At 48.1% G+C, this 24,774-nt stretch carries 27 protein-coding genes and 1 pseudogene; 17 read left to right on the top strand and 11 right to left on the bottom strand.

From position 1 onward, the window contains the following. The first annotated feature begins 31 nt into the window (after positions 1-31). The 4 genes from tatA to mobB all read left to right on the top strand — a co-directional run bounded on the left by tatA (position 32) and on the right by mobB (position 2,915). Positions 32-250 carry a twin-arginine translocase TatA/TatE family subunit gene (tatA, locus tag JJQ72_RS03205; RefSeq protein WP_138225786.1) on the top strand — a complete coding sequence of 73 codons (219 nt, stop codon included), beginning with the start codon at positions 32-34 and terminating at the stop codon, positions 248-250. Further along, positions 207-971 carry a twin-arginine translocase subunit TatC gene (tatC, locus tag JJQ72_RS03200; protein WP_208202745.1) on the top strand — a complete coding sequence of 255 codons (765 nt, stop codon included), beginning with the start codon at positions 207-209 and terminating at the stop codon, positions 969-971. The genes tatA and tatC overlap by 44 nt, the downstream gene beginning before the upstream one ends. 124 nt (positions 972-1,095) lie before the next feature. Then, on the top strand, positions 1,096-2,385 hold the full coding sequence (locus tag JJQ72_RS03195) for a molybdopterin molybdotransferase MoeA (protein ID WP_208202743.1): 1,290 nt from the start codon (positions 1,096-1,098) through the stop codon (positions 2,383-2,385). Beyond that, the gene (gene mobB / locus JJQ72_RS03190; protein ID WP_208202742.1) at positions 2,382-2,915 is read left to right on the top strand and encodes a molybdopterin-guanine dinucleotide biosynthesis protein B; all 534 of its coding nucleotides are present in this window, start codon (positions 2,382-2,384) and stop codon (positions 2,913-2,915) included. The genes JJQ72_RS03195 and mobB overlap by 4 nt, the downstream gene beginning before the upstream one ends. On the opposite strand, the gene xerS is transcribed toward mobB, so the two are convergent. Next, a complete protein-coding gene (xerS, locus tag JJQ72_RS03185; RefSeq protein ID WP_208202741.1) occupies positions 2,904-3,992 on the bottom strand; it encodes a tyrosine recombinase XerS in 1,089 nt (362 codons plus the stop codon). The genes mobB and xerS overlap by 12 nt on opposite strands. 131 nt (positions 3,993-4,123) lie before the next feature. Here xerS and JJQ72_RS03180 point away from each other — a divergent pair, with 131 nt between their 5' ends. The 4 genes from JJQ72_RS03180 to modB all read left to right on the top strand — a co-directional run bounded on the left by JJQ72_RS03180 (position 4,124) and on the right by modB (position 7,442). Continuing rightward, a complete protein-coding gene (locus tag JJQ72_RS03180) occupies positions 4,124-4,666 on the top strand; it encodes a GNAT family N-acetyltransferase (protein ID WP_208202869.1) in 543 nt (180 codons plus the stop codon). Between the two features lie 24 nt (positions 4,667-4,690). After that, the gene (locus JJQ72_RS03175; RefSeq protein WP_208202739.1) at positions 4,691-5,587 is read left to right on the top strand and encodes an aldo/keto reductase; all 897 of its coding nucleotides are present in this window, start codon (positions 4,691-4,693) and stop codon (positions 5,585-5,587) included. Between the two features lie 377 nt (positions 5,588-5,964). Further along, entirely contained in the window at positions 5,965-6,765 is an 801-nt protein-coding gene (gene modA, locus JJQ72_RS03170; RefSeq protein WP_208202738.1) for a molybdate ABC transporter substrate-binding protein, read from the top strand. Beyond that, entirely contained in the window at positions 6,762-7,442 is a 681-nt protein-coding gene (modB, locus tag JJQ72_RS03165; protein ID WP_208202736.1) for a molybdate ABC transporter permease subunit, read from the top strand. The genes modA and modB overlap by 4 nt, the downstream gene beginning before the upstream one ends. Before the next feature lie 412 nt (positions 7,443-7,854). Here the strand turns inward: modB and JJQ72_RS03160 are convergent. Together JJQ72_RS03160 and JJQ72_RS03155 are read right to left on the bottom strand one after the other, a co-directional pair. Then, positions 7,855-8,355: pseudogene (locus tag JJQ72_RS03160) on the bottom strand (Tn3 family transposase); the annotation flags it as partial. Positions 8,356-8,659: 304 nt separating this feature from the next. Further along, the gene (locus JJQ72_RS03155) at positions 8,660-9,334 is read right to left on the bottom strand and encodes a hypothetical protein (protein WP_208202735.1); all 675 of its coding nucleotides are present in this window, start codon (positions 9,332-9,334) and stop codon (positions 8,660-8,662) included. Between the two features lie 200 nt (positions 9,335-9,534). On the opposite strand from JJQ72_RS03155, the gene JJQ72_RS03150 reads away from it, so the two are divergent. Continuing rightward, on the top strand, positions 9,535-10,731 hold the full coding sequence (locus tag JJQ72_RS03150) for a hypothetical protein (RefSeq protein WP_208202734.1): 1,197 nt from the start codon (positions 9,535-9,537) through the stop codon (positions 10,729-10,731). Between the two features lie 703 nt (positions 10,732-11,434). On the opposite strand, the gene JJQ72_RS03145 is transcribed toward JJQ72_RS03150, so the two are convergent. The 3 genes from JJQ72_RS03145 to JJQ72_RS03135 all read right to left on the bottom strand — a co-directional run bounded on the left by JJQ72_RS03145 (position 11,435) and on the right by JJQ72_RS03135 (position 12,617). Continuing rightward, positions 11,435-11,806: a hypothetical protein gene (locus JJQ72_RS03145; RefSeq protein WP_208202733.1), complete on the bottom strand. Its 372-nt coding sequence runs from the start codon at positions 11,804-11,806 to the stop codon at positions 11,435-11,437. A 139-nt stretch (positions 11,807-11,945) separates the two neighbouring features. Next, complete coding sequence (locus JJQ72_RS03140) at positions 11,946-12,242, bottom strand: type II toxin-antitoxin system RelE/ParE family toxin (RefSeq protein ID WP_138225796.1); 297 nt, start codon at positions 12,240-12,242, stop codon at positions 11,946-11,948. Next, a complete protein-coding gene (locus JJQ72_RS03135) occupies positions 12,243-12,617 on the bottom strand; it encodes an AbrB/MazE/SpoVT family DNA-binding domain-containing protein (protein ID WP_208202731.1) in 375 nt (124 codons plus the stop codon). A 398-nt stretch (positions 12,618-13,015) separates the two neighbouring features. On the opposite strand from JJQ72_RS03135, the gene JJQ72_RS03130 reads away from it, so the two are divergent. Further along, positions 13,016-13,948 (top strand): tyrosine-type recombinase/integrase, encoded by a 933-nt coding sequence (locus tag JJQ72_RS03130; RefSeq protein WP_208202730.1) that lies wholly within the window; start codon positions 13,016-13,018, stop codon positions 13,946-13,948. 126 nt (positions 13,949-14,074) lie between these two features. On the opposite strand, the gene JJQ72_RS03125 is transcribed toward JJQ72_RS03130, so the two are convergent. Next, positions 14,075-15,004 (bottom strand): L-lactate dehydrogenase, encoded by a 930-nt coding sequence (locus tag JJQ72_RS03125; RefSeq protein ID WP_208202729.1) that lies wholly within the window; start codon positions 15,002-15,004, stop codon positions 14,075-14,077. Positions 15,005-15,123: 119 nt separating this feature from the next. Between JJQ72_RS03125 and JJQ72_RS03120 the strand changes: the two genes are divergently transcribed. Beyond that, the gene (locus JJQ72_RS03120; RefSeq protein ID WP_208202728.1) at positions 15,124-15,750 is read left to right on the top strand and encodes a LysE family translocator; all 627 of its coding nucleotides are present in this window, start codon (positions 15,124-15,126) and stop codon (positions 15,748-15,750) included. Between the two features lie 54 nt (positions 15,751-15,804). Here JJQ72_RS03120 and tlp read toward each other — a convergent pair whose 3' ends face one another. Then, positions 15,805-16,038, bottom strand: coding sequence for a small acid-soluble spore protein Tlp (gene tlp / locus JJQ72_RS03115; protein ID WP_175415413.1), 234 nt, complete (start codon positions 16,036-16,038; stop codon positions 15,805-15,807). Positions 16,039-16,272: 234 nt separating this feature from the next. Between tlp and JJQ72_RS03110 the strand changes: the two genes are divergently transcribed. From JJQ72_RS03110 to JJQ72_RS03090, 5 genes are all read left to right on the top strand, one after another. Further along, positions 16,273-17,565 (top strand): sialidase family protein, encoded by a 1,293-nt coding sequence (locus JJQ72_RS03110; RefSeq protein ID WP_208202727.1) that lies wholly within the window; start codon positions 16,273-16,275, stop codon positions 17,563-17,565. A 140-nt stretch (positions 17,566-17,705) separates the two neighbouring features. After that, positions 17,706-18,107 (top strand): DUF2500 domain-containing protein, encoded by a 402-nt coding sequence (locus tag JJQ72_RS03105; RefSeq protein WP_208202726.1) that lies wholly within the window; start codon positions 17,706-17,708, stop codon positions 18,105-18,107. Between the two features lie 7 nt (positions 18,108-18,114). Continuing rightward, the gene (locus tag JJQ72_RS03100; RefSeq protein ID WP_208202724.1) at positions 18,115-18,861 is read left to right on the top strand and encodes an SDR family NAD(P)-dependent oxidoreductase; all 747 of its coding nucleotides are present in this window, start codon (positions 18,115-18,117) and stop codon (positions 18,859-18,861) included. A 239-nt stretch (positions 18,862-19,100) separates the two neighbouring features. Beyond that, positions 19,101-19,763, top strand: coding sequence for a copper resistance CopC family protein (locus JJQ72_RS03095; protein WP_208202723.1), 663 nt, complete (start codon positions 19,101-19,103; stop codon positions 19,761-19,763). Positions 19,764-19,766: 3 nt separating this feature from the next. Beyond that, a complete protein-coding gene (locus JJQ72_RS03090) occupies positions 19,767-20,843 on the top strand; it encodes a copper resistance D family protein (protein WP_208202722.1) in 1,077 nt (358 codons plus the stop codon). Between the two features lie 52 nt (positions 20,844-20,895). Here JJQ72_RS03090 and JJQ72_RS03085 read toward each other — a convergent pair whose 3' ends face one another. The 3 genes from JJQ72_RS03085 to JJQ72_RS03075 all read right to left on the bottom strand — a co-directional run bounded on the left by JJQ72_RS03085 (position 20,896) and on the right by JJQ72_RS03075 (position 24,150). Beyond that, positions 20,896-22,281, bottom strand: a complete 1,386-nt coding sequence (locus JJQ72_RS03085) for an ABC transporter substrate-binding protein (protein WP_481856815.1) — start codon at positions 22,279-22,281, stop codon at positions 20,896-20,898. A gap of 76 nt (positions 22,282-22,357) precedes the next feature. Further along, a complete protein-coding gene (locus JJQ72_RS03080) occupies positions 22,358-23,170 on the bottom strand; it encodes a carbohydrate ABC transporter permease (protein ID WP_407669157.1) in 813 nt (270 codons plus the stop codon). A gap of 8 nt (positions 23,171-23,178) precedes the next feature. After that, the gene (locus JJQ72_RS03075; protein ID WP_208202721.1) at positions 23,179-24,150 is read right to left on the bottom strand and encodes a carbohydrate ABC transporter permease; all 972 of its coding nucleotides are present in this window, start codon (positions 24,148-24,150) and stop codon (positions 23,179-23,181) included. Positions 24,151-24,341: 191 nt separating this feature from the next. Between JJQ72_RS03075 and JJQ72_RS03070 the strand changes: the two genes are divergently transcribed. Continuing rightward, positions 24,342-24,764, top strand: a complete 423-nt coding sequence (locus tag JJQ72_RS03070; RefSeq protein ID WP_138225808.1) for a cell wall hydrolase — start codon at positions 24,342-24,344, stop codon at positions 24,762-24,764. Positions 24,765-24,774 lie beyond the last annotated feature (10 nt).

Genomic DNA, 24,774 nt, shown 5'->3' with positions numbered 1-24,774 from the left:
ACTCATCCATAGAAGAGAAAGGAGCTATAATATGCCATTTGGAAATATTGGAGTCGGTGGTCTTATATTGATCCTGATCATCGCGTTGATTATTTTCGGACCCTCCAAGCTGCCAGAGCTCGGCCGGGCATTCGGACGGACACTGAGCGAGTTTAAAGGGGCTACGCGCGGATTGGTGAACGGGGATGAAGAGGAGAATACGAAGAATGATCAAGCATCTGCTGCAACGGTCTCTAAACCGCAGAGCTGATCCCAATGCGCAAAATGCGATCCAGCATCTGGAGGAGCTGCGCCGGCGTTTAATCACCGTGTTCACTGCGTTCCTGGTATCCATGGCCGCTGCCTTGATCGGTGTCAAGCCGATGTATGCCTGGCTGGTCCGGGATCTGGATCAGAAGCTGATCCTGCTCGGTCCCTCGGATGTGATCTGGGTGTATATGGTCATTGCGGCAGTGGCGGCACTGGTGGTGACGCTTCCCATCGCAGCCTACCAGATCTGGAGGTTTGTGCAGCCAGCCCTTCCGGATCACGGCCGGCGTGCTGCTCAAGTCTTCATTCCGCTGATCAGTGTGCAGTTTGTGCTGGGAATCAGCTTCGGGTATTTCGTGCTTTTTCCCATGGTCTATGAGTTTATGAAGGGGATGGCTGCGGGAAGCTTTGAAACGATGTATACCGCGCAGAAGTATTTCACCTTTCTGGTGCATATGACCGTGCCCTTCGGTGTACTGTTCGAGATGCCGGTCGTCATCGTCTTTCTGACGAAGCTGGGAATTCTGAACCCCGAGAGGCTGTCCAAATCACGGAAAATGGCTTATTTTCTACTCTGTATTATCGCTGTAACCATCACACCGCCAGATATCATGTCCGATCTCATTGTGATCGTGCCGCTGTTTCTGCTGTACGAGATCAGCATTGGACTATCGAAAGCGGTATACATGAGAAGCGCCCAGCTTGACCCCGGCAAAGGCTAGCTCAAAGAGGCTGTTCTGTAAAGATCTGCGGATCTTTCGGAGCGGCTTTTTTGTTTACGGAAACCTATTAGTGAGGAGAAACGGTTTGCACTTTGAGGGCTAAAGAGGATATAACAGTAGTAGGATGAACAGCAGAGGGAGGCACGAAGCATTGAGTACAGATCGGTTTACACGTAAAGCGCTGCAGGTTCCTGCAGCACAGGAATTGGTATTATCTCATGTAGCAGCAGGGCACACAGAATTGATTTCGACGGTAACCAGTGACGGGAGAACCCTAGCGGAAACGGTACAGGCACCTCATGACTACCCCGCTTTTCGAAGATCCGGCATGGACGGGTATGCGGTTCGGGCACAAGACACAGTACCGGATGACGGAGAATTACCGTGGCTGGAGGTCATTGACGATGTGCCCTGCGGAGCGGTGCCGAAGGAGGCAATAACCGCAGGGACAGCGGCCAGAATTATGACCGGAGCCCAGGTTCCGGAAGGGGCTGACGCTGTAGTTATGCTGGAGGTGACAGAGCAACGCGTGGAGAACGGCAAGAAGCTGGTCACTGTGAAAAAGCCAGCCGCAAGCGGACAGCATATTACGCCCATCGGCTTTGAGATTCCTTCCGGTGAGGTTCTCCTCAAACCAGGCCGGCTGATTGGTCCTGGAGAGCTGTCAGTACTCGCCACCTTCGGAGTCCATCAGGTGAATGTGTACCGCAAGCCGGTCGTGGGTATTTTCTCCACAGGGAGTGAGCTTCTGGATATTACAGACCCTTTGGAGCCGGGGAAAATCCGCAATAGCAACACCTACATGCTCGCGGCTCAAATTGTAGAGGCGGGCGCCGAGCCGGTGGTCATGGACGCGATTCCTGACGACATCGAGCTGGCAAAGGCAAAGGTCGAAGAAGCCTTGAAGGCTTACGACCTGGTCGTGACGACAGGAGGCGTTTCTGTCGGAGATTATGATATTATGGGGGATCTGGTGCGAAGCGGTTCGATGGATATGCTGTTTAACAAGGTGGCCATGCGGCCCGGCAGTGTTACTACAGCTGCGGTACAGGACGGACGCCTGCTATTTGCTCTTTCCGGCAATCCGGGTGCCTGTTATGTCGGCTTCCTGCTCTTTGTACGGCCGGCCATTCGCAAAATGCTCGGCATGCCTAAGGACAAGCTGCGGCTCCCAAGCTGGAGCGCAAAACTGGGCCGAGCCTATACAAAAGTGAACAACTTTACTCGCTTTGTCAGAGGTACCCTGGAGGTATCGGACGGACAAGTCGTGGCCTATCCCGCACAGCTGGATGAATCCAGCGTCATGGTGACGATCAAGGACAGCTCATGCTTGATCATTATTCCTCCAGAGCTGAAGGGGGCCTCTGAGGGAACAGAGGTGAACGTCCTGCTGCTGCCGGGAGCTCTGCATTGAGCGGTCAGGTCATCCTTCAAATTACAGGGTATAAGAATAGCGGCAAAACCACCTTGATCTCTTCTCTAATTCCCTGGTTGAAGCAGAGAGGCCACAGAGTGGCGGTCATCAAGCATGATGGTCATGATTTTCAGATGGACCACACGGGCACAGACACCTCAAGTTTCATAGAGTCTGGCGCCGAGGCAGCACTGATCTCCTCACCATTTCGTATGGCAGTCCTCAGACAGCGTCCAATGGAGCTGGAGGAGCTCATAGGCGAGGTCGATGATTGCATCGACTGGATTGTAGTCGAGGGCTTCAAGCAAGAGTGCTATCCCAAGCTGGTGCTGCTCTCCGGCTTTCAGGATGTAAGCCTGGTGGGGGGATTAAGCCACATTCTCGCAGTTGTCGTGCATCCGGACATGGCAAAGGAACCGCAGCGCCTGCAAGCCTTGCAGCAGGAAGCAGAAGCTACGGTACCTTGGTTTAGCCGGGAGGACCGGAATCATATTTTTGAGCATCTCTATTCGCAGCTCTCAATCCGATGAGTCATTGCGCCGTTCAATAGCCTGGGACATCGTCTTGTCGGTCAGGTGGGCGTATACCTCGGTCGTTTCCGTTGAAGCGTGTCCAAGCTGCTCCTTGGTTTTGTAAATATCGTTCTGGAGATAATAATCGGTAGCAAAGGAGTGTCTCAGCTTGTGCACAGTCAGGAAAGGCTTGCCAAACCGCTTGGCGTATTTAATGATCATCGCTTGAATCGCCCGTTTGGTCATTCGAGATCCTTCTTTCTGACCGTTACGAATGGCGACAAACAGTGCTTTTTCTTTCTTGGGCACGTGATAACGATGAGGTCTGAGAGCGATATAATGCTCCAAATCATCCTTGGCCTGGTTGCGGAAATAGACCGGAGATTTGAAGGTTTCGTCATTATTGCCTTTTCTGTAGACGTGCAGCATTTTGTTGCCAAGATCCAGATCATCAACATTCAAATTGACGACCTCCGACACTCGCAGACCCGAGTTCAAAATCAGGCTGACGATACAGGCATCCCGTTCTGAATTTAATCCGTGGGCGAACAGAGCTTGTTTGTTATCAGCAACATCCAGTGCATATCCTTCATGGATATAGGAGATGAATTCAATCAGCTCATCTTCCTCCAGAATTTTGCCTTTCAATTTAGCGGCGGTGTCCTTGGGCTTATGTATTCTTTTGTTTTCGACTTTGGCCATAATGTTGCGCTTGAGCAAGGGGTAGAAGTTTTCATCTTCCGCAATTTGACTTAAATAGTGAAAAAGGGAGCGCAGGGACGAAAGCTTCCTGGATACGGTAATCCTTGAATTGGTTCCTTCACGTCGGGTCGTCAAATAGAGTCGAAAGCCCGTAACGTCCTCCATTCGAAGCGTTTCCAGCTCCTCCAGCTTGATATGGCGGTTATCTTCACTGAGTGAGAGGCCTTCAGCCCGCAGCCAGTTGAAAAAGGTTTCATAATCTCTTACATATTCAAGCAGCGTGGAGGGAGACAGATCAGGCAGCTTATAGTCAATAAACTGCTGCACAAACCAAGGCATGGAAGGGACCTTTTCATCCAGCTTGGTACGGTCGATGACTTTTTGAATATTCATGGGAGGTGTAAACTCCTTTCCTTCACTGAGAACATATGTTGCTTCTAGCTTCATCATATCAGATATGAGGGGGCTGCGAAATGAAGAAGTGTAGTGGCTTGGTATTCTATGACGAAGGGACAGTGAACCTGATGAGAGCGGCATCTGAAGCTCATATGAGACTGAGCCTGCTTCCAGCAAGGCAGAAACAGATTATTCACAATTTAATGCAGTTTTATTTTTACGATTTTACGGAGTTTCTGGATTTTGACGTTAATGCTGAGGGGATGTATAGTGCGTATCCGGATTTGGAGCTGTTTTTTACAAGCCGGGGAGATAAATTTCCGTTTCTTATCACGTACCAGCAGCAGCCCGCCGGGTTTGCCTTGGTTGAACGGATCAATACCGCGGCGGCGGATTATTATCTGACGGAGTTTTTTGTCATGAAAAAGTATCGCCGGAGCGGGCTGGGCACCTGGGCAGCGAAGGAGCTGTTTGACCGCTTGCAGGGAAGCTGGAAGGTGACGGAGGTCGCATCCAATGTCCCGGCTCAGGCCTTCTGGCGAAAAGTCATTCATGCGTATACGAACGGCAGCTACCGAGAAGAGAGAGATCCGGAGAGCGGGAACCCCTCGCAGTATTTGCAGAGCCGTAGAATGAATAAGACCCAGACCCATCAGCATGAATCACAATGACATTTAAACGAAGGAGTGTGGATTATGGAAAGAAGAGCCTTTGGCAATACAGGCATGAATGTGAGTATACTCGGCTTTGGAGGTTCGGAAATACGGGATTCTGATCAAGCCACGGTGAATCGGCTGCTGCACTCAGCGCTGGATGCGGGACTAAACATGATTGATACGGCTGAATGCTATGGAAGCAGCGAGGAGCTGATCGGACAAGCCTTGAAAGGACGCAGAAGCGAAGCGTATCTGTTTACGAAATGTGGACATGCCGATGGGATTGCCGGTCACAATTGGGATCCAAAGGTACTCGCAGGCACGATCGACCGCAGCTTAAAGCGGCTGCAGGTAGATAATGTGGACGTGATTCATCTGCATAGCTGTTCTGCAGAAATATTGCGGCAAGGTGACGTGATTGAAGTGCTGCAGCGGGCTAAAGAGGCCGGTAAAACCCGATTCATCGGCTACAGCGGAGATGCTGATGACGCCTATGCTGCCGTTCAGAGTGGAGTATTTGACAGCTTTCAAACCTCACTTAATATTGCAGATCAGCAGTCCATTGAGCTGACCATTCCGGTAGCAGCCCAACGAGGCATGGGGATCATTGCCAAGCGTCCGATTGCGAACGTAGCCTGGAAGCACGAGACGATGGAGAAGGATCATTACGGGTTTCCGTATTGGGAGAGATTGAAGAAGCTGCAGTATGAATTTCTTCAGGATACGGATGCGGATTCAGACGTAGAACAAGCGTTAAAATTTACGCTTAGTGTTCCGGGTGTAGCTACTGCTATTGTAGGAACGAATAATCCAAATCGCTGGCAGCAGAATGCCAGTCTGCTCGCGGGTGGCTCTGCCTTGAGTCAGCCTGCTTATGAAGCCATCCGCGCACGCTGGAAAGAGATATCGAGCGAGGATTGGATTGGCCAAATATAGCTCGATCATAGATCAGTGAGCGAAGCATCGTGAAGCAAGCTTTTGATTCACTAAGCCTACAAAACGACTAATCCCATCGTAGGTGGGAAAATTGTGCTCAGCCCGGCGTAATTACCGGGCTTTTTTTGATTTTTATCGTATGAGCAACATCTGAGTAAATAATAAATATTATGTAAACTAAATAATTTCAACATATGAAAAATTCACAATAGAATTTAAAATAAAGATTGTGTCAATGAGTGTTCCATGCTTGAGGTACGAAGTCAACATTCGTTTGATAAAATACTAAAATCGTGCCGGACCGCTTTTTCATAAACGACAATATGTGCTAAAGTGAAACTTAGAATTTCAACCGGACCTCAGGAGTGATCAGGAGAATGAACGCACGATATTTAAAGCCTTATTTGTGGCTCAAGTTAGCTGCACTATTTATCATTCTATTAAGCGGCTGCGGTGGGGAAGAAGGGCGGGGCTCGAAGGAAAAAGTAACGTTAACAGTATCCGCAGCATCCAGCCTGAGAGATGCTCTTGAAAAGCTGGAGCTGGCGTTTATTGAATTCCACCCGGAGATCCGGCTACAGTTCAATTTCGGGTCATCCGGCAGTCTGCGTCAGCAGATTGAGGAGGGCGCACCGGTAGATTTGTTTATTTCGGCCTCCTCTGAGGAAATGCAGAGTCTAGTCACTCAGCAGCTTGTAGAGCCACATCAGCAGACGCCGTTATTAAGTAACTCGATCGTTGTTGTCACAGCCCCGGAGAGAGCAGGAGAGATTAAGACGATTCAGGACCTGGCGGGAGAGAACATCAACAAGATCGCCCTGGGCATACCCGAGAGTGTACCGGCGGGGCGCTATGCAAAAGAAAGCTTGCAGGCTGCGGGTCTATGGGAGGATGTACAAGATCATATGATTCAAGCGAAGGACGTCAGGCAGGTGCTTCAATATGTAGAAACAGGGAATGTGGATGCTGGTTTTGTCTATCAATCCGATGCCCAAACCACCGATCAAGCTGTTATTGCATTAAAGCCTGATCGTTCTACATATTCGGCTGTAATCTATCCGATCGGCATTGTGAAAGCGACGAAGCACACAGAGCAAGCCCAACAGCTATACGATTTTCTCCGGGGAGATGAAGCCATTTTACAATTTCAATCCTATGGCTTCGATGTTGCAGAATGATACTGAATCAAGTGAGTTGGGGTGAATTCTGGTCACCTGTGTTACTGTCTATGCGGATCGCTTTGCTTTCCAGTATCGCTGTGCTTCTGCTAGGCCTGGCAGCTGCCTGGATGATGACCCGCCGACCTGTCATCCGAGGAAGAGTGATCATTGAAACGGTGTTTATGCTGCCACTGGTTCTTCCTCCTACAGTGGTGGGATTTATTCTGCTCAAGCTGTTAGGTCGAAAAAGCTGGATGGGGCAATGGATTGAAACCTTATTTTCTTCACCTATCATATTCACATGGTGGGCTGGAGTCATAGCTTCGGTCGTCGTTGCCTTCCCGCTTGTGTATCAGACGATGAAGGTAGGCTTCAGATCGGTCGATCACCATCTGGAAGAAGCCGGTCGATCCATCGGGGCGAGTGAATGGCAGGTATTTCGTCATATTACGCTCCCGCTTGTACTGCCATCCCTAATCTCTGCCTGGATTCTAGGCTTTGCACGCAGCCTTGGAGAATTCGGGGCAACGTTAATGATCGCCGGCAATATTCCTGGTCAAACTCAAACGGTACCGACAGCCATTTACGTCGCTGTAGACACTGGAAATATGCCGATGGCTTGGATCTGGACCTATGCTATGATTTTCATATCATCCATGCTGCTACTGGCTACCAACTATCGCGCTCGAGATTAAACACTTTTTGAACTGTCGAAACGGCTGCTTCAGCCGTTTTTTTGTTATTATAGCTGCCCTAATTAAATTATTTCATTATGTGAAAAATTCATAATAGTAAATATAAACTTTTCTAGTCACTATACAAAAACCCATCAATCAGATGAATCTAAATTCACGTAAAAAGGAGGGGATTGTGTATTTATTCACAACTGGCAATAAGCAATTAAGATTGTTGTTTCAACCTAAGTAGGCGCTGAGGTTCAAATAAACTGACACTAATATGGGGGCTTGTCAATCAATTGTTTTCCGGCGAGATGTATTAAGGGGTCCCGCCAACAAAACGCGAAAAACGTACGCTAAGCGATCATTTCTCCCAATAACCCGGATTTCCCGTACGCTAAGGAAATCCGGAATTTATATTCGCTAGATGCTACGCTTCGCTTGACGGGGATTTTAACGGACGTGAACCCTTCAATGCCTTGATTTGCTTGATGTCAAACTTGTATTCTCCCAAGAAATTGATGTGTTCCCATCCGAGCGGAGAAATGTGCTTCAAAAGTTCTTCGTTCAATTGTCTGTTGTCTCTCATAAATTCTGTCACTCGGGTTAAATAAACCGTGTTCCATACGCTTATTGCATTGATGATAATGTTTAACGCGCTGGCCCGCTGAAGCTGGTCTTGAAGCGCCCGTTCCCGGAGTTCCCCTCGCCTCCCAACAAAGATCGCTCTGGCCAATTCATTCATGGCTTCCCCTTTATTCAATCCTCGATGTATTCTTCGCCGCATCGCCTCGCTTGAGAGGTAATTCAGAATGAAGATCGTTTTTTCAATTCGCCCCATTTCTCGGAGTGCCGTTGCTAATCGGTTCTGACTTGCATATGAGCCTAATTTCTCCATAATCAACGATGCAGAGACTGTACCTTCCCGGATAGGGGTAGTACCAGCGAAGCTGACACCACCCGCAAAGTAGATGTAATTAAATGGTCTTCGTTGTGTTTGTCTCTTATTTTGCAGTTCTCTTTTCTCGTTAAATAATGATTTGACACTTTCTTAGCTGACGATTCCAGCGTTACTGTAAGTGCTAACTGTATGCATAAATACGGTAATTACAAGTCTGAATAAAAAATCCTTCAAGTGAGAGTAATCCTGATCCTATTACCACCCATGGGTAACGTCTAATATGGTAAAAACGTAAAAACAAGCCGTATCCATTTGGGCACGGCTTGTTTTTGTCTTATTCCGGACTAGACGCAGGCAATAAAGCCATGCCATTGAGTCCACTGTCTGTAATGACCGCATCTGGCAGCTCGTTTTGCATAGCAAGCTGTTCCGTTTTGATCAATTCGCTATTTAGGATCTTCAGCCGCTCTTCAAGGAAGCGCTCACAATCGGTGTCCACGGCTAGGCCTAGTTCTTGGCGTTGACGTTGATTTGTGAAGCGTGGTATCGGTAAAAGATACTCCTCGAAGTCCTTGAACTGGCGTGATCCCTGCACCCAAATATCACCGGAGCGCAGAGAGTTCTTCATCTCAGACAACACGCAGATTTCGTAGAAGCGACGGTCAAAGCCGTCCTCTGTGCGGACAACGTTTTCCCAGCGCTTGCGAACAAAACTCGTCGGTGCATCCTCTGACACCTTACGCAACTGATGTTGATTTATGCTCTTAAGCAATTCCACTCCTTCGAGAATGTCACGTGCGGTTGGCGCAGCTTTGAGTTGCAGCGATTCCAAAAGACTTGGAGTATAGCGACGAAGCTGGGAGAAACCGTCGCCGATTAGCGGAAGATAGTCGAAGTCTACGGGCTGAGCCAATTTTTCTGCTTCTGTAACGCTATCGGTAAAAACCTGCCACGGCAAGATGGATTCGATGGCCGCAAACGGATCACCTCCGCTTTGCTTGGCTTCCAATAGCGCTCGACCAATGCTAAAATAAAGACGCAACTTGTCGTTGTCGAGGGGTAACACTCGGTAATGTGTGGCATCCGTTCGATGGCGTATGGAACGCAAACCAAGCACACTTCCGTAAAGCGATTCTTTGGTAAGCGTTAAACAATAGACAATGTGGAGGGGAGCGATCCCCTCTATTTGTCGAAAGAAGGGGAAAAATAATGCAGCGGAAGAAATCGAAATACATAGTGATAATGCTCACTGTCGTCATAATAGCAGCAGGAATCGTTACAATTAATATCGCTAACAAAAATGATAAACCTACAAGTAACCAGCAGGCCACACCTTCAGAAATCGCGGAGAAGAAACCACCTCAATCTATAACTGCGACTGCTTCTTCTCCTCCAGCTGTTCAACAGTACAAACTTAAGAGCGAAAGCTTTGTCTCGACCTTCGTTGCTCCCAGTTATATCAGCGATTCGTTTATTGCATTTGAAAAAGATATCAGCGAAAAAGCAACGAGTTATATTGATACCTTCTCCTTAACCACAAAGCAGCTTAAAAATATATATCAAACACCAAACAAAGAAATCATTAACTCATTAGTTGGCGTAGAAGATAAGTTATTCTGGGTGGAATACAGTAGAGACCAAGAAAAAGATAAATCTTGGGAAATAAAATCTCTTGACCTAAAAACCAATCAGAAAAAGACATTATTTTCTGGAGCTAGTGAGGATAATATAGAGCCACCCATTCTAAGGGTGTTCGACGATCAAGTCACATGGATTGAAAAAACGATCAAAGATCACATTGTATACAGTTCTGCAATTTTATACAAACCAATTACTAATGATTTTGTTAAAGTGGCTACAAGTGAACTGAAAGAGCAAGGAAAGCATCGTAAAGGCATTTATATGGCCATTCAACGACCGGTTCCTGATGGCATGCTTGTTCAACAATCAGTATTCAAGACCGTAGGAGATACAACGGATAAATCCTATGAAATTGTATTTTATCCCTATGATCAATCAAAGCCGATTACATTACGACAAAGCCAACAAGGTATGGTTGATTTCACAGCTGATCAAAAGTGGTTTGTATGGAGCGAGATAGGGAAACTCAGTGTCGCGGACAGAAAAACAGGAGAAATCAGGTACGTAATCGAAGCTAAAGATAAAGACCTTACAATAGATTCTCCATTTATTAGAGATAACCATCTCTATTATCGGTATTCGATGTATCAAATCTTTGACGTTGATTTAACGACCGGCAAGACAAGTGAACTGTCTGAATACCGTCTATCAACATCGAAGATCTTCAATACGTCAGATTACTTAGGATATTCATATATGGATGCTAAAAACAATAATGGAGAAGTTGAGTTTGAGATTATATCTCCAATCAATCAAACGAATTAATGTTTCGTCAAATGGCTTCAGCATTAATGAATTTAATAGAGGAACTGGCCCAGTACCAGCGTAGCTGACACCAGGGGCAGACATCTGTGAGTAAATGTTAGTATTAGGTTCCAGCTTCAAAAGTCATTAGAGTTCCAATTGCGAAAACAAATTCGGAACTTTGATTGATAATTGATAGTGGTACAGTGAAAATGCATAGTGACAATTACCATTTCGGTTCCATACGTTTGCAGTCTGTGACAGTTACGCTGGTATTATCCCAATACAGAATGCATCCGTGTAACTGTGCACGGATCCAATGCTGTATCCGCATTAAATATCGACCACGAAAGAAACGCAGCCCAGTAGCTTAGATTGTTGCGGATACCGTTAGTTTAATTTCTAGCTACCCCGAATTAAGAAAACCGGATTCCTTTGTAGGGTAAAGGGTCCGGTTTTTTCTGTTATGAATTGCTTAGCGTACGATTTTTTCCGTTTCGTGAGGTGACCCCTATATGAACACCTCCTGGTCATTGCTTGGTTGCAGACTTGTCGAATAGAGAACAAGCTGGCGGAATGATCGTTGTAGCTAAGAAGCCGTAAACCCTAAAGGGGGATTTACGGCTTTTCTCATGGTATCGTCACGCCCTGGCAGCATGTTGAAAGTTGTTTTGCCTTGTAATTTTCGTTATTAACGGGAGGCGGATGATTGGCACTCGGGATCTTACTTTCCATGAGTTATGGCAAAATCGTTCAGCATACTAGGATCAGTGGATTGAAATACTATTTTTGTGGAGTCCAATACCACTACGCTGGGGAATTCATTGACGCCCAGCTTATGCCACATCTCTCTTTCATCTTCGGTGTGATGCACAACTACCTTATCTATTGCATTTAGAAGTGCATTATCCGCATTAACGACTTTGTTCACTTCAAAATCGAATTCAACTGAATTCGAAACTATACACAACACATATTTCCCTTCCTTTTGTGAAAGGACATCCGTAGGTGGGCCTTGGCGCTCCTTCTCACATCCGAGTATCAATGTGGTTAGAATGATGAGGCACAAGCTCAATGCGAAGTAACGGTGTTTCACTGGATCAATCCTCCAGTATTCAAGTATCATTCGGATTTTGGATGCGGAATCCAGCAGGACCCGGTCCTGGTAGGTGTGCTGCAAAAAAAGACAAATAAAGCGCCGCGACTACCGTTTTGGGTCACGGCGCTTTATTGATTCAGCTTTTCATATATCGTTTCAACTCGTTGTAGAAATTTTCGCGAGAACCAGCGAGAATGACAACTATGATCTCGCCTTCGTCGTTTTCCTCCAGCCGGTAGGCGATTTCATAGTTCTTACCTTGGTAGAATACGTCGTAACCATATAAGCCTCGTAGATCGCCGGTCTTTGGGGAACCAACCGAAGGGTCATTACGGATGGCCTCGATAGCTTCAAAATATAGCCGTTTTAGCGGTTTTTCCACGAGTTTCTTAAAATAGCGTGCTGCTGGAGGTAGATACGTAACTGGAAGCATCTAATCCCCCATAACATCGGTAAATAGTTCTTCGGTTTGGCTGTCTTTTTTGTATTGGCGAGCGGCATCTCCGGATTCCGTAATCAAATGCTGTACAGCGCCGCGCAAGGCTGTTTGTTTCTCACGAAACTTGCCCAACAGTTCCTTGCCCTCGTAACCTTCTTGAATCAGATCAGCCAGGATCATGTCGGAGAAATGGTCACTCCCCATATCTTCTCGAACCGGTCGTATCAGAATACATTGATCTTTTACGGAAAATTCTACTTCGTCTTTAATACCCAATTGCTCAAAAAGCTTTTGTGGTATTGTGACTTGGCGCTTTCCGGAAACACGGCCACGTCTCCATTCCATTGCAGACACATCCTTATGATTCATAGCCAGAGTCTAACCCTCCTTGCTTTCTTTTATTCAAAACTGTAAATTTCTTTGATTCCTAGATTCCATGACTACATTATATGCGAAAATTTAGAGATCGGGAAGGGCAAAAAAATGCGATCTTGCTTCCCCCGATCACTGTCCCTAAATCCCTAGCGACTCACAGGTTTTAAAGCGCTTCGCGCCATAGCATGGCTAGACTCCTAACAAAGATTTACTCTCTTTAAAAAACAGCGTATAATATAAATTATACGCTGTTTCGATTTTAAGCAATTTTTCAATGACTAATGCACCCTTGTCCCACCTCAATAAGTGTAATAATCATCTATGTCATACATTTATAAACAGATGATTCATCATCGCTCTGCTGGATTTCAAAGCATCAAGGAGGTTCTGTCATGGAGGAAGAGCAAGACGTTAGAGAACAATATGCAGAAGAACTAGAGGGGTTCTTGATCTGGATGAAAGATGCCGGCTATACCTCATATACGATTCGTTCGTACATAAGTGACTTGCTGGAGTTTTTGAACGCTTTAAATGGTAAACAGATTCATCAAGTGAAGAAGATTCATGTCATGTCGTATTTATCCTCGGTGAGGGAGAGAGGGGTAAGTGATGCCACGCGTAATCGTAAGCATGCAGCTGTGACCTGTTTTTTTAAAGCGCTGATGGAGCTGGAGCTTGCAACTCACAATCCTGCTGCCGGAGTCAAAAAATCCAAAACCGAAAAAAACAAAACACCCATGTATCTAGACGAACAGGAATTGTCCCGTTTTTTTGCATCGGTGCAAGGGAAGTACCGGACTCGGAACATTGCGATCTTCCTGCTCATGGCTTATATGGGGCTTCGAATCGGTGAGGTGCATTCGCTGAATTTAGCCGATTACAGAGCTTCGCAGCGGTCACTGAACGTATTCGGTAAAGGACGTAAGTGGAGGACCATACCGGTACCAGAGACTGTCGCTATGATGCTCGAAGGTGCTTTGAAGGACAGAATTGAGCCTCGCCGGATCAAGGAGGACGCCATGTTCACCTCGCAAAAAGGACGCCGGCTGTCTGTTCGATGTATCCAGCAAATTGCCGCCGAAACGTTTGACCGCTTTCAGCATCATTTACCGGCAGAACGGCGAATAGCGTATTCCAGTCATAAGCTGAGACACTCCTTCGCGACCATGCTGCTGCGCAAAGGGGCCGATTTGAGAACAGTGCAGGAGCTTTTAGGTCACTCCTCCATTCAAACGACCACGGTCTATACACATGTCACTGACAAAGAAAAAGCTGCGGCTGTAGACAAGCTCGACATCCAGCTTCCCATTAGTATAACCAATTAATACATATTAATTATTATGTAAACTAATGAACGGATAGCTATGATTCACTCCGAGATTCTCACATCACGTATGATTTGCGGCAAAAAAAGACGCCCACCTCATTTTTATAAGATGGACGCCTAACATTTACAGATTCAGCTTGGCAATCTCGGCCTTCAGCTTGTCGGCAGATTGATGGAACAGCTTGGTTTCTTCTTCACTCAGAGGAAGATCCAACACTTCCCGCACGCCGGTTCGGTCTACAACACACGGCACGCCCAGATACACATCGGATACGCCATTATATTGATCCAGCAGTGTGGACACATTGAGTACGGCGCTTTGATTTTGCAGAATGGCGGTGACAATTCGATCAAGGGCCAAGGCAATGGCATAGAAGGTGGCGCCTTTGGCGTTGATAATCTCATAGGCTGCATTTTTCGTGCTGTCAAAAATACGTTCTTTGTGCTCATCCTCAATGGCCAGCGCTGCACCGGCGACATTGGCAAGACTCCATACAGGAACCTCCGTATCTCCGTGCTCGCCGATAATGTGAGCATGAATGCTGCGGGGATCAATCTGCTTGTGCTTGCCGAGTAAATAACGGTATCTGGCGCTGTCGAGCAAGGTTCCCGAGCCGATCACGCGGTGAACAGGGAACCCGCTGTATTTTAAGGTCACATAAGATAAAATATCAACAGGATTAGTAGCGATCAGAAGAATGCCTTCCTGATTATATTGCGTAATATTATGTACAATGTCTTTGAAGATGGCAGCGTTCTTCTTAAGGAGGTCCAGACGGGTTTCACCAGTCTTTTGAGCAGCGCCGGCCGTAACGATCATAATATCCGCGCCGGCACAGTCGGAGTAATCCCCAGCCCAGATCTTTACACCGCCAACGAAGGGAAGACCGTGATTCATATCCAGCGCTTCGCCGACAGCCTTCTCATGATTCACGTCAATGAGAACAATTTCGGATACCCGTTTGCGCAGCATAAGGGTATAGGCTGTCGTAGTTCCTACCGCTCCCGCTCCGATAATTACGACTCGAGTGGGCTTGTACGTCGTTGTGTTCATGTTACCGTCTCCTTTAAAGTAAGATTGAGGTATACACACGCGTGGAAAGCATTGGAACGACTTGTCACCTTAATACTAAGGGATGCAGATTAGCCTCCGCAATAGAAAGGATTGAACAAATGATTACAATTTCATCGTTATTATTTTTTATCGGCGCTGCCGTGCTGTTGATCCTTGTCCCTGGACCTGATTTGATCTTTGCAGTAACCCAGGGCTTGACCAGCGGCAAAAAAGCAGGCGTCATGACGGCCATCGGGCTTAGTCTCGGCAATGTCATTCATACTTTAGCTGCTGCTTTGGGGCTCTCCCTGATTCTGAAAACTTCTGCGTTTGCATTTACGCTGTTTAAAATTCTCGCTGCTAGTTATTTATTGTATCTGGCGTACATGTCCTTTAAACACCGTAAGGACCCCATTGAATGGAAGCAGGGCAAGAATCAAAGTGGATTTCAGCTTCTTCTAAAAGGGTTCATGATGAATGTCCTGAATCCGAAGGTGGCACTCTTTTTTCTAACGTTTCTGCCTCAGTTCGTCAATTATTCCTATGGGAATGAGGCTCTGCAGTTGATTATGCTCGGGGTGATCTTCTTGGTGCTCAGCGGCTTGATCTTTGGACTACTGGCTTATTTTGCGGGTGCATTCAGCGAACAGCTGCTCAGCAAGCCAAGCTTCGGGATTTGGAGTCAAACCGCTGGAAGTGCTATTTTTGCGGCGCTCGGCATCAAGCTGCTCTTCACCAAAATGTAAATCAAACAAGCAGGGAGCCAGGTCGGCTTCCTGCTTGTTTGATCTAGACCCCAATCAGGTTTCTTCCCGCTGCGCCGCCTCGTCTTTAATTTCGTTTCGGAAGCTCGCGATGCTTCTCTGACGGCGTTCGTTTTTCTCCATCAGCTGTTCTTTCTCGGAGGCTGATATTTCGTCACCATGCTCATACAAGTAGTCCTTGGTTTCCCGAAAATTCTCAATCGTATTTTGCACGGCTTCTTGTAGGCGTTCTACGTTATCACTGCGGTCATCCGGTTTCGGCATCAATATTCACCCTCCTGATCTTAATGGTTGTGGCGTATCCGTCCAGGTGCGGATGCAGCACGTCATCAGTCTTCCAAACGTTGCCGAGCGTTATGCACGAACGGCGTGTAAAAGCGGATGGCTACAATATTGTAACTTCATCCCACTTCATCCTTGTCCTGAAAAGAGCGGACGGGTATGTTATAATGACTCCGACTAAAGGAGTCCATTTACACGGCAAGAATGAGGAGGACAGGTGAGATGAAAGGTTACACCATACAGCTCAGGCGCTGGGGAATCCTCGGGTTCATGATCTTGATGTTCACGGCATGTACCCCGGATCAAGAAGCTCCAGAGGCCGCAGACAGCCTTCCCGCAATGACAAAACCGGAAGAAGAAGAGTCCATCAAGGATGGACAAACTCTTACAGTGGTCACTCCGGAAACTGCCAAAAACCCTCCTGAAACCAAAAATAAATATCAAATCCAAACCCGTTTAACCGATTTTCATATGCTGGACGAGGCAACCGGAGTGGCCTGGGGACTCAATGGAACGGCTCTGCGCCTCTACATTACAGACGATTATGGTGAAACGTGGGTAGACATCTCTCCCTCCTCCAATGTGAAATTTATGGACAAGCTTGTCTATGGAACCGATCTGGTGTTCACCGATGAGCGGCATGGCTATATTGTCCGGAATGGACAGGGACAGAGAGATACGATGATTTTGACAACGGTGGACGGGGGAAGAGAGTGGAGATTTTCGTCTTTACCGAACACCGGACGGGTTACAGCCTTGAGCTTTGATTCTGATCAGGGCTGGGTCATGACGGCTCCTAAATCCATTCTGGGTATCCAGGAGAAAATTCTGTACCGTCTCGATCCACAAGATACGGCCTGGACAGAGATTATGCAGAACCGGAACTATCCGGCTTCGCGAGTACCGGATTTTGTACTTCCAAGAAGCGGCTTCGTGACAGGCATGTCCTATGCCAATGCCTATACCGGATTAGTTTCCGTAAAAGAGCGCCGGGGTGGAGCGCTGTATATCACCCGGGATGGAGGCGAAACCTGGAGTCCGGTCGACCGCGTGTTTTCGGAAGAACCGCTGACGGAGTGCGAAACCTTTTATCCCGGCTCGGCCGTATTTTTAGGAAATGCGCAGAAGGTTTGGGTTCCCTTGCAATGCTTTATGGAAGAACAGCTTCACGATCTGGGCTATTTTTCCGAGGATGGGGGCAAGTCGTGGGAGCTGATTGAATTTCCGTTGGTTCGTAAGAGCAGCACCCGGAATGCCGCCCCTTTCTTTTATCGCATGAATCGGGGCTATGCCATTATGGACGGCATCGTTTATGTTACAGAGGACAAGGGTCAAACCTGGGAGCCCTTTGAAGAGGATGAAGTATTGGCTCAGAATTTGGACAACTACCCGATCATATCCAAGCTGCAGTTTGCTTCGAGTGAGGTAGGCTGGATGCTGGTTGAAACGTTGGATGGATCCCGATCCAGACTGCTTCTTAGCCTCGATGGAGGGAAGAGCTGGAAGGTGCGATAATACGAAATACCAAAGCCGCGGTATAGCGCAACGTGTTCTCCTTTGCAAGGATTCAAGTTATTTTCTCGTACAGGCGCATATACTTGAATGATCACGAGGGATGGCCTGCGTGAGATGAACCTTGCGGGGAGGGTGCCGAAATGGGATCGGATTCACTGTGGATGTTCGACTTTTTCGGAAGCGTGATGCCCGTTTTTTTGGTTGCAGTACTGGGCATTGTATTGCTGTCAGCCGGCAAAAATATACTGCAGTGGAATCGCAACAACCATCAGCCGCTGTTGACGGTGTATTCGGTGATTGTTAGCAAGCGAAGCGAGGTGAAGCACACGGCTCCTGCGGAGGATGGCAGCGGAAGCCGCCCTCGTACCCTGTATTTCATCACCTTTGAGGTGGAGAGCGGCGATCGAATGGAATTTGCCGTGAGCGGCGATGAATTCGGCATGTGCGCCGAAGGAGATGAAGGCCGGCTCTCTTTTCAAGGGACCCGATATTTAAAGTTCGAAAGACATCATAAAATACGCCGTCAGGCGCTTCGAGGATGAGGAACGCATGAAATTTCAACAACAGACTGTACTAATTACCGGTGCTGCTCAAGGCATTGGCCGTGGTCTTGCAGAAGCGTATGCAGCTGCAGGCGCACATGTATATATGGCAGATGTGCAGGAGAAGGAAGGGGAAAAGCTGGCCCAGACCCTGCAGCAGCAAGGATGGTCTGCCACGTTTGTACCCTGTGATGTTCGAGAGGAACATCAGATTCAGCACTTCGTCCAGGCGGCAATCCAGCAGACAGGGCGAATGGACATTGTCATCAACAACGCCGGAGTTTCTCGTTGGAAATCGCCGCTTGAGCTGACTATAGAGGAATGGGACGATGTGCTTAACATTAATGTGCGCAGCAGCTTCTTGCTATCTAGGGAGGCAGCCAAGCATATGAAATCCCAGGAGCAGGGGGGAGCCATTGTTAACATTTCCTCTACCCGCTCTCTGATGTCGGAGCCCCATTCAGAAGCTTATGCTGCGTCTAAAGGAGCCATTGTTGCCTTAACGCATGCGCTCGCAATGAGTCTTGGACCTCAGATTCGAGTGAACTGCGTCAGTCCCGGATGGATCGAAACTCAAAACTACAGTGCACTCCGGACAGAAGATCACGAACAGCACCCTGCCGGGAGAGTAGGAACCCCGCAGGATATTGCAAGAGCCTGCTTCTATCTCACAGATCCGGATAATACCTTCGTTACAGGAACCCATATGGTAGTCGATGGCGGAATGACTCGCAAAATGATATATGAAGAGTAGATCACTCCTTTGTTCCTTTCCAGTCATAGAGAAGCACCAGGACAGTAAGCAAAGCTTGCTGTCCTTTTCAATACATGAGTGATCATATTAATTATTATGTAAACTCTTTTTTCTCGCCACTTTAATTTTTTACATCACGCTTATAAGCTTCAGTCACAAAACTCTCATTAGCTTTGGTCAGCACGCTTTGATATTATGTTACATGAACGACCATAATCATCCTTAAAGGAGGAGCGAACGTGTCTAAATCCATCAAAGCTGCCGCACTACTATTCATCATGCTTCTCATCCTTAGCCATCCGACTGACGTCTGGGCTCATTCCAAGCTTACGGCATCGGAGCCAGCGGCCGGATCGGATGTTAATGATGTTGTATCTGAGCTGGTCCTGACCTTCAATGAAAATATTGATCCCAAGCTTAGCAGCCTCACGATTACGAATGCAGAGGGACAGTCCTCAGCCTTATCCGCGGTTACGGTTACCGGACAGGAAATGAAGGCTGTTCTCGAGAACGCACTTCCATCCGGGACGTATGAGGTACAGTGGAAGATTATTAGTGCGGATGGCCATCCTATTCAAGACAAGTATTCATTTACCGTTACGGCCCCGGAAAAGGCAGCAGACTCTAGTGAGAATGCGACAGAACAGCCTCCTGCGGGCTCCGAAGCATCGGAAGAGACGAACAGCCAAGAGGAGGCAGCTTCTGAGGCGGCACCTGAAGAAGAGTCTGCTCCGGAAGATAACGGTAATGCCGCCGAAGGCGAAGATGAAGCACAATCCAAGACCTCGGAAGCAGCTGAAGCCGGAAGCTCTCCTGCGATCCTGATCGGAGTCATTGTCCTTGTGATTGTGGCTGCTGCGGGAGTGTATATCGTAAGACGACAAGCCCGTAACAAAGGATAAGCCATGTACTGGCTCAGCGAACCCATCCTCTATCTGGGATATTCAGTTCTTGCCGGGATTGCCGTCTTGTCTCTGGTTCCCTCCAGTCAGAAGCCGAAGCTTTCGCTTCCATCGTGGCTCGGACCCGCGGCTGCAGGTGTCGTGATGATCGGCTCTTTTGTTCCAGTGCTGCAAATTATTATGTTCTTCAAAGATGATATCGGTCTGTATGCTTCCTTTGAAGCGGTGATGTTTTCCTTCTCGGAAGGTGAACGCTATACCTGGATTCTGATTCTGTCCTTGCTAATGGCTGTGACTTCAAGGAGAGTCATCAAGAACCCGCAATCCAGACTGAGAGGCGTGCTATTGCTGCTGCTGCTGGCTACAGCAGCGGCGATGTCCGCCTTTAACCATGCCGCTTCGCTCATGGGCTGGAAAGGGCAGGCTGGGTACTTCATTCATTTTACGGCCATGGCAATCTGGACGGGGACGCTGTTTATTGCAGGCTTCTACAATAAGGGCAGAGAGGGCTGGAGCTCATACCTGCGTTGGTTTCATCCGTTAGCGGTCACGGCAGTCCTTCTGGTTATATCATCAGGCCTTTTTCTGATGTCGGCGGTCACCCCCCAGCCCGTGCAGAGCTGGATTCTGCCCTATGGACAGGCCTTGCTCCTTAAGCACATATTGATCCTTCCGGTTTTGGTGTTCGGGCTGGTCAATGGACGCTGGGTCCGGCAAAGGCTGGAACGCTCCTCAAGCTTTGCTCCTGCAAGCTGGGCCAAGGCGGAGGGGGTGCTGCTGTTTCTCATTTATGTCGTTACCGGTTTTTTAAACCAGCAAGGCGCACCGCATGCCTACCCCGAGGTCCTAACGTCCTCCTTTGCAGCAAAGCCGTTCCTATGGTTTCATCCTGAGTTTACCGAGGGACCCATCATGCTGGAGTGGAGCTTTACTGGAACCCTGCTGCTGCTTCTGGCTGCCGGAATGCTGGCAGGAATGCTATGGACCTTTATCAAGCATAAAAAAGCAGTCACCGCGCTTCTGCTATCGCTGGGCGCTGCGGCTGCGGCTTATGCAGGCATCATGTTTAGTGTTGCCTGAATTATGAAATAAAAGGCTCAGATGCGTCTCGCGACGCATCTGAGCCTTTTACTTATTTTACCGTCTTATTGTAGGTTTCAATCTTGGACGTAATTTCTTTGGCAGCCTTGTCCAGAGCTTCTTGAGGGCTGCTTTGCCCGTTTAATACTTCTTCAATCGCTGTTTCGGTAATCTGTCTTGCCTCTGGGAACACGCCCATCACTGCGCCCTGAGTTGCCGCATTCGGCACCGTTTGATGCAGCTGGTCTACCGCGGTTTGAAACTGAGGATACTTCTTCAGATTCTCTTTGACGCTGTCTTCCTCATACGCCTTGGTGTGCACCGGGAAGTAGCCTGTGTTAATATGCCACTCGGCCTGCGTAACCGGGTCCGCAAGATACTTCATGAACTCCCAGGCTGCTTTCGATTCCTCCTCGGATTTATTGTTCATGAGCCACAGGCTGGCTCCACCGATGATAACACCGCCTTCACCGGCGTCTGAAGGCTTCGGCAGGAAGCCTGTTCCGACTTCAAACTTGCCTTCGGCAGAGCTGACAATGCCTCTCAAGGAAGCAGTAGAATCCAGCATCATCGCGATTTGGCCGGCCGCAAAGGCTTTTTTCGTGTCATCCGTTTTCCGGCCCAGGTTTAACAGAGATTGATCGTCCAGCATTTCCTTCCACCACTCAAGGGTCTTCACACCGGCTTCGCTGTTTAGCTGAGATGCCGTTGCGGCTGAAGAACGGCCATTCCCATTGTTAAGGAGCTCCTGTCCCTGGTTCGCAAAGAACTGCTCCATGAACCAGCCGTAAATGGCAAAGGATGCTCCGGTTTGTCCACCTTGAGTCAGCTTCTTGGCAGCTTCAGCTACCTCTTCATACGTTTGAGGCGGGTTCTCAGGGTCCAGGCCGGCTGCTTTAAAAGCATCCTTGTTGTAGTACAGAATCGGGTTAGAGGAGTTAAAAGGCATAGAATACAGCTTGCCATCAAAGGTGTAATAGTTCTTGATATTCGGCTCCAGGCCTGAAATGTCATAGCCTTCAGCATCCATAAAATCCTGAACAGGGCGGGTCGCTTGTGTGTCCATCATAAAGCGGCTGCCGATTTCATACACCTGAATCATCGTGGGTCCGCTGTCCGAGCCAAGAGACGCCTTTAGCTTGTTCAAGCTCTCGTCATAGGTGCCCTGAAAAACGCCCTCCACTTCGATTCCATCCTGCTTCCCATTAAAATCTGCGATCAGCTTGTCTACCGCCTGTCCCAGCTCACCACTCATAGAATGCCACCATACGACCTTAACCGGAGTACTAGAGGTAGCTGCCGCTGCTTTAGCCGGTGGAGCCAGCGGCTCTTCACTGCCCCCTGCTCCGTTACTGCTGCACGCTGCGCTGACCAACATAGTCCATGCCAGCAGCATGAGCGTCAGTGACCTTCTTCCATAGCCCTTCTTCATCTTCATAATCTCTCCCTTATGAGTTATTGAGCTTGCTATATCAGAAATTGAGCTGACTGAAGCTTCAGCTCAAGGCTGATTGTTAACCCTTCAGCGCTCCTGCCGTAATGCCGCGAATGAGAGGCTTCAAGCCTAAGGCGAGCAGCAGCAGGGAGGGAAGCAGCATGAGCAGCACACCGGAGAGAATCAGATTCCAGGCATTCATCTCCTCAAATTGCAGCATGCCTACACCGATTTGCACCGTGCGCATCTCTTCGCGGTTGGTGGTCAGGAGGGGCCATAAATACATATTCCAGTGATTCAGAAAGGAATAGACACCCAGTGTCGCTATACCGGGCAGGGAAAGCGGAAGCGCCATGGTGATAAAGGTGCGAATATGTCCGCAGCCGTCAACCCGCGCAGCCTCGAACAGCTCTTTGGGAAGCTGGAGAAAGGTTTGCCGCAGCAAAAAAGTGCCGAATGCGGTAGCCAGAAACGGAACGATCAGGCCGGGATAGGAATCCAGCCAGCCCCAGCTTTTGATCGTTAGATAATTCGGGATCATAATGACCTCCCAAGGAACCATCATCGTAGATAGAAACAGGCTGAAGAGCAGGGTTTTACCTGGAAATCGCATAAAAGCAAACGCATAAGCTGCCAGACTTGAGGTCACTATTTGTCCCAGCATAATGACCAGGGATACCCAGAAGCTGTTCGTAATAAAGCGAAGGACCGGTACGGTCTCTATAACCTTCATGTAATTATGTAAGCTGATGCTTTCTGGCAGTAAAGGAGGCGGATACACTGACGATTCGGCCTCGGTCATCATAGAAGAGGACAAAGTATACAGCAGCGGAAAAGTGATCAGAAGCGCGCATAGCACCAGCAGCACATAATTTAACGTAGAAGAAGCGATTTTTACGCTCACTGATAATGCACCTTCCTCTCTACGAATTTAAATTGGAGCAGCGTCAGCAGCAAAATGATGACAAACAGGATCAGGGCCTGCGCACTGCCGATGCCGAAACGGAAATTGACGAATGCGTCTTGATAAATGTTAAATACAATCACATTCGTGCTGTTTATTGGACCGCCCTTCGTTAAAATATTAATCTGGCCAAACGCCTGAAATGCTCCGATGATGGAAACGACCAGGGTAAAGAAAAGGGTAGGAGAAATCAGCGGCAGTGTGATGCGGAAAAACGTTCTAAAGGGATCACTGCCATCGATCCGGGCGCTGTCAAAAATGTCCTCTGAAATGCCCTGAATCCCGCTCAGCATCAGGATGTAGTTAAAGCCTAGATTCATCCAAACCGTCATAAGCGCGACCGAGAACATAGCCCAATCGGGATCTGTGAGCCACTGAACGGGTCCGATCCCTGCCAAGGAGAGTAAATAATTGAACATGCCCATGGTCGGATGATACAGGATCATCCAGATCATGGATCCTGTGCCGACGGAAACAGCCATAGGCAGGGAGAAGATAAACCGGAATATTTTCATCCCCTTTAGCGTATTGAAAGAGAGAACCGCCAGAATAAGAGCCGCCGCCATGGCGGTCGGTACGGTCATCAGCATAAACAGAAAGGTATTACTCAGACTCTTTACAAATATATCGGCCGTCAGTATGTCCATAAAGTTGTCCATGCCGACAAAGACAGCGACTCTTCCTTGAGGATCCGTTAAAAATAAGCTCAGATATATGGATTTCAGCAGCGGATAAAACAAAAAGAGGCCGAACAGCACCAATGAAGGGGACAGCAACAAATAGGCGACCCAGCCTTCTTGCAGCCGCGGGTTTCGCAAGACACGGGCAGCGACCGGCTGACGTGTGCTGGGAGAGCGGGCCTCGGTGGCTGCAGTTCCGGGATGTGAAAGCAGCAGATCTTTGTCCATATTTTCTTTAGTCCTCTCTATCAGGTTTAGGCTTACAGATCAAAGTATAGAAAGAGGATGTTAAATAAAATGGATGAATTTGTAATGAAAGAGTAATTTTTTTGCAATCATAAAATTTATTGTCACATTTCTGGGCGAATGCACATACGATACGTTGTGCAATTAATGTGCGGTAGGAAGGAGGAGCCATCATGGCGGTCATCAATACCAACTCATCTGATGTCGATTTATTGGCTAGGCTGATTCGGGCTGAGGCTGAAGGAGACGGGGAGCAGGGGATGCTGATGGTTGGAAATGTCGGTGTGAACCGCATCCTGTCCAATTGCCTGGACTTCAAGGGAATTCGCAGCATGAATGACATGGTGTATCAAAGCCCTGGAGGGTTCGAGGCAACACAGAAGGGCTACTTTTATCAAAAGGCAAGAGAGCGCGACCGCAGGCTGGCCCGCCGCGTCATTGCAGGCGAACGCGTCTGGCCTGCAAGCAACGCGCTCTGGTTCTTCCGGCCTGCCGGAGGCTGTCCGGCAACCTGGTACAATCAGCAGAACACAGGACGCTATAAAGCTCACTGCTTCTTCAGGCCGACAGCGGCCGATTGTCCGTCCGTGTATTAAAACTTAAGAA

The organism is Paenibacillus sp. F411 (assembly GCF_017582705.1).
GTDB classification, from domain to species: Bacteria; Bacillota; Bacilli; order Paenibacillales; family Paenibacillaceae; genus Paenibacillus_AQ; species Paenibacillus_AQ algicola.
This window is presented reverse-complemented; position numbering and strand designations above follow the sequence as displayed.

Bases quoted from the DNA above. Each gene is read 5' to 3' on its own strand.
- modA (WP_208202738.1), top strand. From the start codon at position 5,965: ATGAACGCACGATATTTAAAGCCTTATTTGTGGCTCAAGTTAGCTGCA.
- JJQ72_RS03090 (WP_208202722.1), top strand. From the start codon at position 19,767: ATGTACTGGCTCAGCGAACCCATCCTCTATCTGGGATATTCAGTTCTT.
- JJQ72_RS03105 (WP_208202726.1), top strand. From the start codon at position 17,706: ATGGGATCGGATTCACTGTGGATGTTCGACTTTTTCGGAAGCGTGATG.
- JJQ72_RS03195 (WP_208202743.1), top strand. From the start codon at position 1,096: ATGAACAGCAGAGGGAGGCACGAAGCATTGAGTACAGATCGGTTTACA.
- modB (WP_208202736.1), top strand. From the start codon at position 6,762: ATGATACTGAATCAAGTGAGTTGGGGTGAATTCTGGTCACCTGTGTTA.
- JJQ72_RS03150 (WP_208202734.1), top strand. From the start codon at position 9,535: ATGCAGCGGAAGAAATCGAAATACATAGTGATAATGCTCACTGTCGTC.
- JJQ72_RS03125 (WP_208202729.1), bottom strand. From the start codon at position 15,004: ATGAACACAACGACGTACAAGCCCACTCGAGTCGTAATTATCGGAGCG.
- JJQ72_RS03070 (WP_138225808.1), top strand. From the start codon at position 24,342: ATGGCGGTCATCAATACCAACTCATCTGATGTCGATTTATTGGCTAGG.
- JJQ72_RS03135 (WP_208202731.1), bottom strand. From the start codon at position 12,617: ATGAATCATAAGGATGTGTCTGCAATGGAATGGAGACGTGGCCGTGTT.
- JJQ72_RS03085 (WP_481856815.1), bottom strand. From the start codon at position 22,281: ATGAAGATGAAGAAGGGCTATGGAAGAAGGTCACTGACGCTCATGCTG.
- JJQ72_RS03130 (WP_208202730.1), top strand. From the start codon at position 13,016: ATGGAGGAAGAGCAAGACGTTAGAGAACAATATGCAGAAGAACTAGAG.
- JJQ72_RS03110 (WP_208202727.1), top strand. From the start codon at position 16,273: ATGAAAGGTTACACCATACAGCTCAGGCGCTGGGGAATCCTCGGGTTC.
- xerS (WP_208202741.1), bottom strand. From the start codon at position 3,992: ATGAATATTCAAAAAGTCATCGACCGTACCAAGCTGGATGAAAAGGTC.
- tatC (WP_208202745.1), top strand. From the start codon at position 207: ATGATCAAGCATCTGCTGCAACGGTCTCTAAACCGCAGAGCTGATCCC.
- JJQ72_RS03100 (WP_208202724.1), top strand. From the start codon at position 18,115: ATGAAATTTCAACAACAGACTGTACTAATTACCGGTGCTGCTCAAGGC.
- JJQ72_RS03175 (WP_208202739.1), top strand. From the start codon at position 4,691: ATGGAAAGAAGAGCCTTTGGCAATACAGGCATGAATGTGAGTATACTC.
- JJQ72_RS03180 (WP_208202869.1), top strand. From the start codon at position 4,124: ATGAGAGCGGCATCTGAAGCTCATATGAGACTGAGCCTGCTTCCAGCA.
- JJQ72_RS03120 (WP_208202728.1), top strand. From the start codon at position 15,124: ATGATTACAATTTCATCGTTATTATTTTTTATCGGCGCTGCCGTGCTG.
- tatA (WP_138225786.1), top strand. From the start codon at position 32: ATGCCATTTGGAAATATTGGAGTCGGTGGTCTTATATTGATCCTGATC.
- JJQ72_RS03140 (WP_138225796.1), bottom strand. From the start codon at position 12,242: ATGCTTCCAGTTACGTATCTACCTCCAGCAGCACGCTATTTTAAGAAA.
- JJQ72_RS03075 (WP_208202721.1), bottom strand. From the start codon at position 24,150: ATGGACAAAGATCTGCTGCTTTCACATCCCGGAACTGCAGCCACCGAG.